This window comes from Olsenella sp. An285, from assembly GCF_002159625.1.
GTDB classification, from domain to species: Bacteria; Actinomycetota; Coriobacteriia; order Coriobacteriales; family Atopobiaceae; genus Thermophilibacter; species Thermophilibacter avicola.
This window is the reverse complement of record NZ_NFIZ01000006.1, coordinates 132444-146006: the sequence shown is the minus strand read 5'-3', so window position 1 is coordinate 146006 and position 13563 is coordinate 132444. Positions and strand designations below refer to the sequence as shown.

The 13563-nt window shown below is 66.6% G+C and carries 10 protein-coding genes; 3 read left to right on the top strand and 7 right to left on the bottom strand.

The features are described from left to right. From B5F79_RS05905 to B5F79_RS05880, 6 genes are all read right to left on the bottom strand, one after another. On the bottom strand, positions 1-975 hold the full coding sequence (locus B5F79_RS05905) for a sugar-binding transcriptional regulator (RefSeq protein WP_087218752.1): 975 nt from the start codon (positions 973-975) through the stop codon (positions 1-3). A gap of 82 nt (positions 976-1057) precedes the next feature. Then, positions 1058-1339, bottom strand: coding sequence for a PTS sugar transporter subunit IIB (locus B5F79_RS05900; RefSeq protein ID WP_087218749.1), 282 nt, complete (start codon positions 1337-1339; stop codon positions 1058-1060). Between the two features lie 3 nt (positions 1340-1342). Continuing rightward, on the bottom strand, positions 1343-2767 hold the full coding sequence (locus B5F79_RS05895) for a PTS ascorbate transporter subunit IIC (RefSeq protein ID WP_087218746.1): 1425 nt from the start codon (positions 2765-2767) through the stop codon (positions 1343-1345). 421 nt (positions 2768-3188) lie between these two features. Beyond that, the gene (locus B5F79_RS05890; RefSeq protein WP_087218743.1) at positions 3189-5666 is read right to left on the bottom strand and encodes a phosphoketolase; all 2478 of its coding nucleotides are present in this window, start codon (positions 5664-5666) and stop codon (positions 3189-3191) included. Between the two features lie 139 nt (positions 5667-5805). Further along, the gene (locus B5F79_RS05885) at positions 5806-6843 is read right to left on the bottom strand and encodes a LacI family DNA-binding transcriptional regulator (RefSeq protein ID WP_087218740.1); all 1038 of its coding nucleotides are present in this window, start codon (positions 6841-6843) and stop codon (positions 5806-5808) included. A gap of 10 nt (positions 6844-6853) precedes the next feature. Then, positions 6854-7651: a type III pantothenate kinase gene (locus tag B5F79_RS05880; RefSeq protein WP_087218737.1), complete on the bottom strand. Its 798-nt coding sequence runs from the start codon at positions 7649-7651 to the stop codon at positions 6854-6856. Positions 7652-7758: 107 nt separating this feature from the next. Between B5F79_RS05880 and B5F79_RS05875 the strand changes: the two genes are divergently transcribed. Next, positions 7759-9426, top strand: a complete 1668-nt coding sequence (locus B5F79_RS05875; protein ID WP_087218735.1) for an OPT/YSL family transporter — start codon at positions 7759-7761, stop codon at positions 9424-9426. Between the two features lie 303 nt (positions 9427-9729). Here B5F79_RS05875 and B5F79_RS05870 read toward each other — a convergent pair whose 3' ends face one another. Continuing rightward, positions 9730-12411, bottom strand: a complete 2682-nt coding sequence (locus tag B5F79_RS05870; RefSeq protein ID WP_087218732.1) for a cation-translocating P-type ATPase — start codon at positions 12409-12411, stop codon at positions 9730-9732. Positions 12412-12983: 572 nt separating this feature from the next. On the opposite strand from B5F79_RS05870, the gene B5F79_RS11275 reads away from it, so the two are divergent. Then, on the top strand, positions 12984-13088 hold the full coding sequence (locus B5F79_RS11275) for an ATP-binding protein (protein WP_143786251.1): 105 nt from the start codon (positions 12984-12986) through the stop codon (positions 13086-13088). 101 nt (positions 13089-13189) lie between these two features. After that, positions 13190-13561 carry a VOC family protein gene (locus tag B5F79_RS05865; RefSeq protein ID WP_087218730.1) on the top strand — a complete coding sequence of 124 codons (372 nt, stop codon included), beginning with the start codon at positions 13190-13192 and terminating at the stop codon, positions 13559-13561. Positions 13562-13563 lie beyond the last annotated feature (2 nt).

Sequence of the window (13563 nt, the reverse complement as noted above, 5' to 3'; positions counted from 1 at the left end):
TCACGCACTCCGATTCATCTGGATGAGCTTCTCGGCGATCCTGCTGTCCGTAATGAGGCAGTTAATGAGTCCGCCCCTCATGGCGGCGTGTATGGACTGCGTCTTGTCTATTCCTCCCGCAACCGCTATGACGTGCGGAACTCGCCTCAGCTCATCGAACTGGATTCCCACAATCTTCTCGTTGAGCTCGTCGTTGAGCTTCCGACCGTCCCTGTCGATGAAGTAGCCGCAGAGATACCCGACGGCACCCTTTGCCTTAATCTCGCGCCGGCGCTCGTCCGTCAGGTAGCCCGCCCAGGTGTTGCCCGCCATCACGGCGCCCATGTCCGCGATTCCCGTGAGGACGTAGTCGACCGAGCGGATTCGCTCGAGCGTCCTCTTGATGGTCGGCTCCTTCTTGAGCTCGCGCCTGACGATGTTGTTGTTGATGTACATCGGCGCGTAGAGGAGCGAGCAGCTACCGTTGAAGGCGCGTGCGATTCCCTGGGCGATGGCGGAGATCTGACTGCCCGTCACGTAGTCCTCGTTGGGGCTTCCCACCAGCTGATAGACCTGGATGGCGCGAGGTCCCGACGGCTTGAGGTGACGGACCACCTGGTCGATGGTCTTGCCCCAGGAGACCCCGATCCTGTCCCCGTTCTCGAGGACCTCGTCGAGGTACGAGGCTCCCATCTCGCCAATCTGCTTGATGGGGACCTCCGTCGAGTGGTAGCCCTTCATGTCGAGCACCACTCGCGCCTCCTCGAGGCCGTACGCCTTCTTGAGCGCCTCCTCGAGCATTCTCGAGCGTTCGAGCGGGTAGTTGATGGTGAACTCGACAATCTTCTGCTCACGAGCAGTCTTGAGCGCGCGCGAGACGCGCGCCTTGGACATGAAGAGGCTCTCCGCTATCTCCACCTGCGAGAGGCCCTCGATGTAATAGAGCCTCGCGATCTCTGAGATAATCATCATCTCCTCATCGCTGGACCTAGCCATGGGACCCTCGCCTTCTTCTTGTGGGTTGGTCGGTCGGCGGGAGGCGCCGCCGTCGCTCGCGCGGCGCCTCCCGCGTGGGGGGCTAGCTCAGATCGAGCGTCTCGAGCTTCTCCTGAAGCTCCTTCTTGTTCATGATGTTCTTGAGCCCGACGATCTTTGCCCCGCAGCCCGGGTCAAAGCTGTCGACGAAGTTCTCGGCAACGATGACGAGATCGTAGTCGTGGGCCATGGACTTGGCCTCCCCCACGCTCGTGTGCTCGATCTCGTGGTCGATGCCCAGCTTGTCGAGAACCTTGGAGCAGTTCATCTTGAGAAGCTGAGAGCTTCCCATGCCGCAGCCGCAGGCAACCAGTACCTTGATCATCTTTTACTCCTCCATCTGGAAGTACGTGTCCTTGTGGTGACGGTATTGGAGCTGAGGTATGACAAGCATACCCACGATGCACAGAATCGCTCCGGGCACGGCGAGCCAGTTGATGACCGCGCCGATGCCGAGCCACGTGGTGGCCCAGTCGAGGTTGCCCGGGTACCCGCCGAAGGAGGCGAGGGAGAACAACCCGATGGCGGCCGCGCTGCCAAGAACCTGGAGCACGCCGGATGCCACGCAGCAGGTGACGAGCGCGCGCATGCCGCCCTTCATCTCTGCGTAGAGACCGAGCGTGGCGTTGTCGAAGAACAGCGGGACGAAGCCGGGAATGACCATGATCGGGGACTGGAAGATCAGCAGGCCGGCGATCGCGACGATCTGGCCGAGGGCTCCGCAGAGGAAGCCGAGGGTCGACGCGTTGGGGTTGCCAAAGGAGAGCGTGGCGGCGCAGTCGACGGCGGGGATGGAGCCCTTGAGGGCGGAGCTCGAGATTCCGTTGAAGGACTCGACCATCTCGGAGACGAACATGCGGATGCCGGTCTTGAGGATCACGAGGTCGACGGCGAAGGAGGCGCACTTCTGGAAGATGTAGACGCCAAACGCCACGCCGGCGGAGTAGGAGGTGTCGAGCTCCTTCAGGATGTCGGGGCCGATGATGACCATGACGATGCCAAAGAACAGCAGCATGATGAGAGTGGTCGAGACGACGTAGTCATCGAGCACCTTGGCGGCGCCACCGATTTTGATCTCCTTGTCCTTCTCGCCCTCCTTCTTGCTCCTGAAGAGCGGGGCGATCTTGGACACGACCCAGATGCCGAGCATCTGCTGGTGGCCGATGGCAAAGCCGGAGTCGTCCGTCAACTCCTGGGTGGGCTCGACGGTGAGGTTGGAGAAGACCGACCAGTACGTGCCAATGAGAATGCCCGTGAGGACGACACCCCAGACGTTGCGCAGCGGCGGCAGGAGGAAGAGGACGATCCACGTTGCCACCGCGGTCTGCTGGACCATGATGTGGCCCGTGGTGAACAGGGTGCGAATCTTGGAGTACTTCCTCAGGGCCACGAGCACGATGTTCCAGATGAACGCGATGAGAAGCGCGATGGTCGCGAACGACGTGGTGACGCCGATGCTCTCGAGAGCGCTCTGGCCGGCGGCCATGCCGATGTTGGGATCCATCACCGCGGCGGAGATGCCCCACTTCTGCTGGATGCCGTTGAGCAGCGGCGTAATGGTGTTCTTGAGCTGCGACGAGCCCACCTGCAGAATCATGTAGCCCACGACGGTGCGGATGAATCCAGCCCCGACCTCGTACCACTTCTTCTTCATCAGGGCATAGCCGACAACGACGATGAGTCCGATAAAGATCGAGGGCAGCGCGATGACGTTGTTAAAAATCGCGTTCCATATGCCCAGAATTATCTCCATGACAATCGTGACCTCCCCTAGCTATCTCGAGCAACCGATAGAACCATCACGTGCGCACGGCCTAATCATTGGCGAGAAGTGAAATCCCTTCAAGAAACGGGGAGAGAAACGCAACTCGTATCACCCATTCCCTGAAACCCCGTGAATCGAGTTGCATGCGGCGCCGCTCGCCAGCAGGCGAACGGCACGAGTGCACAAAGCGGGGCGCGTGACAAGGGGACGGGGAGACAAAAGGGACGGGGTGACAGAAGGGACAGGGTAGTTTGTCACGCTGTAGCGTGACAAACTACCCTGTCCCTTCTGTCACCCCGTCCCTTTTGTCTCCCCTCTGTCTCCCCCTGTCGCGCCAGCAAAAGACCGCCCGCTCCCGGGAAGGGAGCGGGCGGCCGGATCGTGCAAAAGTAACTGCCTCTTTTACACGTTACTCGTTGTCACCAGCGGTCATCTGCGTGGCGGAGATGTCCTCGCCGGCGTCGGAGGCGTCACGCCACTTCCAGTCGGTGAAGGCGGGGTGGTCGTAGCCGTTGTCGACCGCGAACTGGAACGCGTCGACGCGGAAGCGCTCCCACTCGGCGATCTGCTCGGACCACTTGTCCGCGTCGATCATGCGCAGGGCGTCGGCGGCGAGGGCCCAGCGGTCCATGTCGTTCACGCGGACCATGTCGTACGGCGTGGTCGTGGAGCCCTGCTCCTGATAGCCGTGGACGTTGAAGTTGTCGTGGTTCGGACGGTCCCAGATGAGGCGGCGAATCGTGCCGGGGTACGCGTGGAACGCAAAGAGGACGGGCTTGTCCGCGGTGAAGAGCTCGACGAACTTCTCGTCGGACATGGCGGCGTCGTTCTCGGAGACGTTCTGGATCTTGAGCAGGTCGAGGACGTTCACCAGGCGCACCTTCACGCCGAGCTTGTCGAGCATGTCGAGGGCGGCCATGGCCTCGCCGGTAGGAACGTCGCCGCAGCAGGCGAGCACGATGTCAGGCTCCTCGCCCTCGGCGGTGTTGGACGCCCACGTCCACTCGGCAGCGCCGACCTCGAGCTCCTCGCGGGCCTCGTCGAGGGTGACCCAGGACGGGGCGGGCTGCTTGCCGGCGAAGATGGCGTTCACGCAGTTGGTGGAGGTGTAGGCGCGCTCGGCAACAGCCAGCAGCAGGTTGGCGTCGGCCGGGTAGTAGATGTTCACCACGTGGTCGTTGTTGAAGTTCTTGTTGAGAAGAACGTCAACGAAGCCGGGGTCCTGGTGGGAGAAGCCGTTGTGGTCCTGGCGCCAGACGTGGCTGGAGAGCAGCATGTTGAGGCCGGAGATGGGCTTGCGCCAGTCGATGTGGCGCACGGTGGCCTCGAGCCACTTGCAGTGCTGGTTGACCATGGAGTCGACGATGTGCACGAAGGACTCGTAGGAGCTCCAGAGGCCGTTGCGGCCGGTGAGGATGTAGCCCTCGAGCAGACCCTCGCACTGGTGCTCGGAGAGCTGCTCGATGATGTTGCCCACCGGGGAGAGGTGCTCGTCGTTGGCGGGGTCGTCATAGGTGCCCTCGCCGAACCACTGCTTGTCCGTCACCTGGTAGGACGGCTGCAGGCGGTTGGAGGCCGTCTCGTCCGGGCCAAAGATGCGGAAGGCGTCGCGGTTGTTGTTGATGAGCTCGGCCGTGTACTCGCCCAGGACGCGCGTGGCCTCGACGGAACCGAAGCCGTGGCCCTTCTCGGCAACCGGCACCTCGTACTTGCGGGCGTCGGGAAGCGCGAGCTCGTTGCGGATGACGCCGCCGTTGGCGTTGGGGTTGGCGCCGATGCGCAGGTCGCCCTTGGGCATCCAGTCGTTCACCTCGGGACGGATGGCGCCGGACTCGTCGAAGAGCTCCTCGGGCTTGTAGGACTCCATCCAGCCCTTGAGGACCTGGAAGTGCTCCTCGGTGTCGCGGGCAGAGGCCAGCGGCACCTGGTGCGCGCGCCAGGAGCCCTCGGTCTTCTTGCCGTCGATCTCCTTGGGGCAGGTCCAGCCCTTGGGGGTGCGGAAGACGATCATCGGGTAGAACGGGCGGGACGCCTCGCCGGCGGCCACGCGAGCCTTGATGTCGCAGATCTCGTCGAAGACGGCCTCGAGCAGCGCCGCGAAGCGACGGTGGATGGAGGAGTGGTCCTCGTTGTCAAAGCCGGCGACGAAGTTGTACGGGTGATAGCCCATGCCGCGGAAGAACTCGTCGCGCTCGGCGTCGGAGATGCGGGCGAGGATGGTGGGGTTGGCGATCTTGTAGCCGTTGAGGTGCAGGATCGGCAGGACGATGCCGTCGGTGAGCGGGTCCATGAACTTGTTGGTCTGCCAGGACGTGGCGAGCGGGCCGGTCTCGGCCTCGCCGTCGCCCACCACGGCAACTGCGAGCAGGCTCGGGTTGTCGAGCACGGCGCCATAGGCGTGGGAGAGCGTGTAGCCGAGCTCGCCGCCCTCGTGGATGGAGCCGGGGGTCTCGGGCGCGTAGTGGCTGGGGATGCCGCCGGGGTAGGAGAACTGGCGGAAGAACTTCTGGAGGCCGGCCTCGTCGTCCGTGATGTCCGGGCGGACCTCACGGTAGGTGCCGTCGAGAAGCGACTGCGCGGTGCCGGCAGGGCCGCCGTGGCCGGGGCCCATCAGGAAGATGGCGTTCTGCTGGTGGTCGGCGATGAGGCGGTTGACGTGGCCAAAGAGGAAGTTGATGCCCGGCGTGGTGCCCCAGTGGCCCACGAGGCGGTGCTTGACGTCCTCACGGCTGAACCCTTCCTTCATGAGCGGGTTGGAGCGGAGGTAGATCTGGCCCACGGAGAGGTAGTTCGCGGCGCGCCAGTAGCGGTCGACGCCCTTGAGCTCCTCCTCGGAGACGGGACCGTTGAGCTTCTTCCACGGAGTGCCGATGACGGGGTTTGCCATGCCATGCCCTTTCTCCCGCGCGGGCCCGCCCATCGGGCCCGTCTGTTTCCGTTTGATTGCAGTATATTGGGTAAAACGTTTTACTATCTAGAGAATTTCGTCTTGTTGAACGATTTAGTAGAACGTGAGGCGAATCGGGCTACGCGACGTCCTCGCCGAGCGTCCTCACGCTGCTCTTAATCACCAGACGGGGCATGAGGATGTGCTCCTCGGGGGTGCCGAGCTCCCCCTCCTCGCTCTCCCCCATCCTCCGGAACAGCAGGTCGAGCGCCGCCGCGGCGAGCTCGTCCACGTTCTGCTCGATGGAGGTGAGCGCCGGCTCAAAGAGCACGTCCGCCGCCGAGTTGTCGTAGCTCACCACGGAGTAGTCGCGCGGGACGCGCAGCCCGCGCTCGTACAGGCGCTTGAGCAGGCCAAGGGCGATGTTGTCGCTGCCCGCGAAGACCGCCGTGACGTCCGTGGCCAGCACCCGGGCCACCACCTCGTAGGCCTCCGGGATGTAGTAGGCGCACGGGAAGACCAGTGCCGGGTCGGGCTCTATCCCGCGCTCGCGCAGCGCTCGCTCGTAGCCCACGCGCCGCTCCCGACCGGTGTTCGACGCCGTGTTGAGCAGGCACGCTATGCGCCGGTGCCCCGCGTCCAGGAGGTAGCGGCACGCCAGGTAGCCGCCCGCCTCGTTGTTGAAGGCCACCTTGTCCCCCGTGAGGCCGGGAATCAGGCGGTCCACCATCACGTACGGGACGGGCAGGCCCTCGAGCGTGGACGCAAGGGGGCCGCGCTCCTCCGCCCCCGTGGACGCCACAACAAAGAGGCCGTCCACGCCGCGGTTGGCAAGGAGGCCCACGAGCTCGGAGTCGTTCTCGGAGGACTCGTCGGAGTTGGTGATGAGCAGCACGTAGCCCCGCTCGCGGCAGCCCAGCTCAAGCCGGCGCGCGAGTGACGAGAAGAACCGGCTCTCGATGTTGGGCACCACGAGCCCCACGGTCTGGGAGCGCCTGGTCACGAGGCTTCGCGCGATCTGGTTGGGGATGTAGCGCTTGCGGCGCGCCACCTCCTTGATGCGGCGACGGCTCTCCTCGGAGATCTTGCACGGGCGGTCGTTGAGCACGAGCGAGACCGCGGTGGTGGAGAGTCCCACCTCGCGCGCGATGTCCCTGAGCGTCACCTTGCCGGCCATGCTGCCCCCGTCAGCCGCGCCGATTGGCGCGCCAGAGGTGCCAGAGCCCGCGCAGCGTGAGCGAGTCGTCCACGAGCGCCTCGTGGCGGATGAGGCCTGCCATCGCGGCGGCACCGTCCCCGGTCACCACCACCCGCGGCTCGCACCCCAGCTCGGCCGCGATGGCGTCGAGAAGCCCGTCGATGCGCGCGACCTCGCCCAGGACCACGCCGGACTGCATGGCCGCTCGCGTGTTGCGGCCGATGACCGCGCGCGGGGCGCGAAGCTCGATCACGGGCAGGCGCGCCGCGGCGGCAGAGAGCGAGCGCGCGCCAAGGGCCACGCCCGGCGCGATGATGCCGCCGGCAAAGGCGCCGTCGGCGTCTATGACCTCGAAGTTGGTGGTGGTCCCCAGGTCAACCACGACCACCGGGGCGCCATACGCCTCGCGTGCCGCCACGACGTCCGCCACGCGGTCGGCACCCACCTCGGAGGGGTCGTCGTAGCGCATGCGCACGCCCGTCTTGAGGCCGGGCCCCACCACGAGCGGGCGACCGCCGCAGGTGGCGGTGAGCGCGCGGCTCCAGACGTCCGCGAGCGTGGGCACCACGCAGGCGAGGATGGCGGCCTCCGGGGCAGCCTCCCCCATCATGGGGAGCGCCTGCGCGAGCTGCATGCGCGCCTCGTCCGCGGTGAGGCGCTCGCGCGTGGTGAGCTCCCAGGTGCCAACGAGCTCGCCATCCGCAAAGAGCCCGAGGCGTGTGGTGGTGTTTCCCACGTCAACTGCCAGCAGGTTCTTCTCGCCCGCGCTCTTCTCGGCGTGCGTCATGCGTCCTCCAAATTCTCGACCGCCCCCGTTGGAGGGATCTCTATACTGTACCAGTCCACAGAAACCCGACTCCCCGCCAGGGGGAGCGGATATTCGAAGGAGAACATATGAGCACTGCTGGCTCGCGCGCCTCGTGGCGCGGGCAGCTGAGCCCCGCTGGCATTGCCATCGGGTGCATTGGCTGCGTCATCATCACGGCCTCCTCGGTCTACACCGCCCTCAAGATGGGCGCGCTGCCGTGGCCGACCATCTTCACCTCCATCGTCGCGCTGTTCCTGCTGCGGGCCTTCGGGCGTCGCAGCCTCAACGAGGCCAACGTCACGCAGATCGTGATGTCGGCCGGCTCCATGGTGGCCGGCGGCCTTGCCTTCACCATCCCCGGTATCTGGATGCTCGGCCTCGCCGACGAGGTCAGCTGGGTCGAGATGCTCGTCGTGGCGCTCGCGGGCACGCTGCTGGGCCTCGTGTGCACCGCCGCGATCCGCCGGCGCTTCGTTGACGAGTCCGACCTCGAGTACCCCATCGGCACCGCCGCGGCGGAGACCCTGATGGCCACCCAGACGGGCGGCGTGACCGGACGGCGCCTCTTTGGCTCCATGGGCCTGGCCGGTCTCTGGTGCGTGGCGCGCGACGCGCTGGGCCTCATGCCCACGCTGCTGGCGCAGCTGCCGATTCCGGGCGTGAGCTTTGGCATCTACAACTCCCCGCAGATGCTCGCCGTGGGCTTTCTCGTGGGCGGGTTTGCCGTGGCGTTCTGGTTCCTGGGGGCGCTCGTGGGCAACTTCGGCATCATCGTGGGCGCCCCCGCGGCGGGTCTCTGCGACGTGGCCACCGCACAGGGCATCGTCTCCAGCCTGGGCATGGGTCTCATGATGGGCTCCGGCGTGGGCGTGGTGCTGAAGGACATCCTTCCGCACGCGGCAAGCGTCCTGCGCGGACGCGGCGCGTCTGCCAACGAGAAGAGCGACGATGCGGATGCCGGCCACGGCTGGGGCAGGCTCGAGCGCGGCACCCTTGCCCTCATGGTGGCGGCCGCGGCGCTGCTCGTGTGCATCGGCCTGGGCCTGGGCCCGGTCGTGGCGGTGGCGGTGGTGCTCCTGGCCTTTGTGACCACCATCATGAGCGCGCAGTCCGTGGGCCAGACCGGCATCGACCCGATGGAGATCTTCGGCCTCATCGTGCTGCTGGCCGTGGCGGCGTTCTCCAGCGCGAGCCAGGTGCAGCTCTTCTACGTGGCCGGCGTGGTGGCCGTGGCGTGCGGACTTGCCGGTGACGTTATGAGCGACTTCAAGACCGGCGCGATCATCGGCACGAGCCCGCGCGCCATGTGGGTGGGCCAGGCCATCGGCGCCCTCCTGGGCACCGTGGTTGCCGTGGCCGTGCTGGTCACGCTCTTCTCCGCGTACGGGCCGGGGGCGTTTGGCTCGGGGCAGATGTTCGTCTCTGCCCAGGCGAGCGTGGTGGCCACGATGGTCTCCGGCATCCCGAGCGTCCCCGGCTTTGTAATCGGGCTTCTGGGCGGCATTGCGCTCTACTGGGCGGGACTGCCGGCCATGATGTTTGGCCTCGGCGTCTACCTGCCGTTCTACATGTCCCTGACGGCTGCGATCGGCGCGGGTGTCAAGTGGGTCTACGACCGCGTCTCCGCGCGCGGGGACGACTCCGAGGGCGCGGAGGAGCGAGGCATCATGGTCGCCTCCGGCGTGCTCGGCGGCGAGTCCATCGTGGGCGTGGTTATCGCGCTCGCGAGCGTGGTGAGCGGCCTGGCAGGGTAGCTGCCGGAAGCCGACACGTTGCGCTTTTGGCGGCCGTGGCACGGTTAGTGGACGCGGCGTCGCACTTTTCGTGGCTGTGGCACGGCCGGATACGGGCGACCCGTGCCACAGCCACGTTTATCGAAACAACGGGCGAGAAGAACCTCGATGGTTCTTCTCGCCCTGTGCCATGTCTAGGTTTTTCGCAGCGCCCGGAGACGACCGCCCTGCCCTGGCCCGGTTATCCGCAACGCCCGAGGGCACCCGCCCTGCCCTGGCCCGGCTTTTCGCAGCGCCACGTGGCGCGAGCGGGCGCGATGGTGCCTACTCCTCGCCGCGGTTCTCGTGGTGCACGAGGCGACGGCGGTAGAGCCAGGTCTCGTGCCGGTTGTCCCAGAGCTTGAACGCCTCGGCCACGAGGGTGGGCACCACGGAGAGCGCGAGCGCGCACGCCCAGCTGAAGGGCCCGATGGGAGCCAGGCCAAAGACCGCGCCCACGGGCTCCACCAGCACGAGCGCCGAGAAGGCCGCGATCACCCCGAGCGCGCTCCACACGAGCGGCATGTTGTCGCGCACCGTGCGGCGGAAGACCGAGCCGCGTGTGCGCACCGTGAAGACGTGCAGCACGCTGGTGAACGCCACCACGAGGAAGCACATGGTCTGTCCCGCGGCGAGCGACGGCCCCTCCCCGCCCGGCAGCCACGCGAAGGTGCCCAGCCAGAACGCGAGCAGTCCCACCGCCGCAAACGCCGTGGTCTGCAGCGCGATGACGCGCGTGATGCCAGAGAAGAAGCTCTCCGTGCGGCCGATGGGCCGGCGCGACATGATGCGCTCGTCACTCACGTCATTGGCGAGGTTGAGGCCGGGGATGCCGTCGCCCAGCACGTTGATGAGCAGCAGCATCACGGGAGTGAGCGGCGTGCCCCAGCCCATGAGCTGGGCGCCCAGCATGACGGCGATCTCCGAGAGGTTGCAAGCCAGGAGGAAGTAGACGGTCCGCTTGATGTTGGAGAAGACGTTGCGCCCCTCGCGCACCGCCGAGACGATGGTGGCGAAGTTGTCATCCGTGAGGACCATGTCCGCCGCTGCCTTGGCGACCTCGGTGCCGGAGCGGCCCATGGCAACGCCCACGTCCGCCGCCTTGAGGGCCGGGGCGTCGTTCACGCCGTCGCCCGTCATGGCCACGACCTCGCCCTGTTCCTGCCACGCCTCCACGATGCGGATCTTGTCCTCCGGGGAGACGCGAGCGTAGACGGAGTACGAGCGCACGTTCTCCACGAGCTCCTCGTCCGTCATCGCCGCGAGCTGACGACCCGTGACCACGGGGGCGCCGGCGCGAATGAGCCCCAGCTGCTGCGCGATGGCGCCGGCCGTGGCGGCGTGGTCTCCCGTGATCATGACGGTGCGCACGCCCGCGCGCCGCGCGAGCGCGATGGCCTCGGCTGCCTCCGGGCGCGGCGGGTCTATGAGACCCACGATGCCCTCGAAGGAGAGGTCGTGCTCCAGGGCCTCGAGGTCGCCGTCTGACGGGAGGTCGTCCACCACGCGGCTGCCCAGGGCGATCACGCGCAGCGCGTCGTGGGCGAAGGAGTCGTGCGCCGCCTGGCGCTCCGCGAGCTCCTCGGCACCGGCCGCCGCAAAGGGCAGCCGGTCGAAGGCTCCCTTGGTGAGCACGAGAAAGCGGCCGTCCGGCAGCGCGTGCACGCTCGTCATCATCTTGCGGGCAGACGAGAAGGGAACCTCGCCCGCGCGCGGGAGCTCGGCAAGCAGCGCCTCGCGCGTCTCGCCGGAGGCGGAGAGCAGACGCACGATGGCGGTCTCCGTGGCGTCGCCCACGATCTTCTCGCCACCCTCGCCGTCCGGCTCCACGGTGGCGTTGCTGGCAAGGGCAAGGCGGCGGAGAAGAACTAGCGCCCGCGGGTCCTCCGTGCGCTCCCCCACCTCGACGGCAGGCGCACCCGGCACCCAGGTGCGGCGCACGCTCATGCGATTCTGCGTGAGCGTGCCCGTCTTGTCCGAGCAGATGACCGAGGTCGAGCCCAGCGTCTCCACCGCAGGGAGCTTGCGGATGAGGGCGTGCCTCTGTGCCATGTTGCGCACGCCGCGCGTGAGCGTGAGGGTGACGATGAGCTGCAGAGTCTCCGGCACGGCCGCCACAGCCAGGGAGACCGCGGCGAGCATCATGGCCCAGAACTCCTCGCCCTGCTGAAGGCCCGTTGCAAGCAGCGCCACGGCAGCGAGCACGGCCACCGCGCTCACCCCATGCACCACGCGCGCGAGCCTGCGCTGCAGCGGCGTCTGAATCTTCTGGGCATCGTTCAGGAACGACGCGATGCGCCCCATCTCGGTCTGCATGCCCGTGGCGGTGACCACGGCGCGCGCGTTGCCCGCCGTGACGAGACAACCTGAGAAGACCATGTTCACGCGGTCGCCCACGGGGGCGTCCTCCTCGGTGAGGACGTCTGCGTCCTTCTCCGCCGGTTCGGACTCGCCGGTGAGCGAGGACTCGTCCACCGCAAGGCCTGTCGCCTCGATGAGGCGCGCATCCGCCGGCACGAGGTCGCCGGTCTTGAGAAGAACGACGTCGCCGGGCACCACGGCCGAGGTCTCCACCTCCGTGCGCGCGCCGTCGCGCAGCACGAGGCAGGTGGGGCTGTTGAGGTCGCGCAGGGCCTCGAGGGCGCGCTCGGCGCCGCGCTCCTGCGTCACGGCCAGGATGACGTTCATGGCGATGACCGCCAGGATGACGATGGGCTCCACGTAGCCGTGGCCCTCGCGCACCGCCAGCGCGAGCGAGAGCCCGGCGGCGAGAAGGAGTATGAGGTTGGCGACGTCCTTGAACTGCCTGAGCACCATGGAGGGCAGCGACTCTGGCTTTGACTGCTGGTACTCGTTGGGTCCGTGCGCAGCGATGAGGTCGCTCACCTGCTGCTTGTTGAGCCCATAGTCTGGATTTGAGGAGAGTTCTTCGATGGTTCTAGCGGCGGAGATGCTCCAATACTTCATGTCCCTCGTTTCGTGTTCGGGGGGCGGCTACCTTTAATGTAAATACCATCTGTTTGGTGGCATTATTCGCGGCCTGCAGCCGGAACCAGAACCTCTCCACAGGTCGCACGATGGGTATGAGCTGCGGCGCGTTGGCTAAACTGAGGCAAGGGCACGCGCGGGCACGGCGGGCGTTGCGGGAATCGGAGCCAGGGCACGCACGGGCGCGGCGGGCGTTGCGGGTTGTGGAGCCAGGGCACGCGGGCCAGCATCGGCGTTGAATTAATCGGAGCCAGGGCACGCGGGCCGCCCGCCAAAGTGGCAAAACGCAGGGCAAGGGCATCCGGGGGGAACAGCCCGGACCGTCCTTCTCTGCCCTGGCTCGAATACTCGCAATGCGCCTGTCGCCACGCATACCCCGGCCCTCCAAAGCGCAACGCCTCGGCGCACTCCGGCGCCAGACGGGGCGAGACCGGACCGCGGGAGAAAGGCGCGACCCGGTCTCTACGGAAGGGAAGGAATAACCCGAAGTCCTCAGTCCTGCTTCCAGTGGCCCGGGTGCTGAATGCGGCCCAATCAACCACGGCTTTGACATGCACTCCATGAGGCTCATCGCGGAGCGCTACGGAGGTTCCCTGCACGCCGGTATGGAGAATGATGTGTTCTACCTCAACGTTCTTCTCGCCATGTCGGAGTAGCGGGTAACAGCCAGGTCCCGCCGCTCACCGACAAGGCCGTGACAACGCCGACGGCATCATCTGTTATGTAGTCAGCCTGCCATCCGACGAAGGGAGACCCCATGCTCGACCACCTGATCATCCGCGTGTCCGACCCCGAGGTCATGGTCCCCTACTACGAGCGCGTGATGGCAACGCTCGGCTACCACAAGGGCGTCGAGTACCCCGGCGGCACGCAGTTTGCCAACGACGAGGACGGCGACTCCGTCTGGATCTCCCCCGCCAAGGAGGGCGTGGCCCCGTCGCCGAGCCACTACGCCTGGCGAGCCAAGACCACGGCCGACGTTCAGGCGTTCTACGAGGCCGCCCTTGACGGCGGTACGGACAACGGCGTCCCCGGCCCGCGCGACTACCACCCCGGCTACTACGCATGCTTCGTGCTGGATCCCGAGGGCAACAACATCGAGGCCGTGCTCCACGACTACGAGGGATAGCG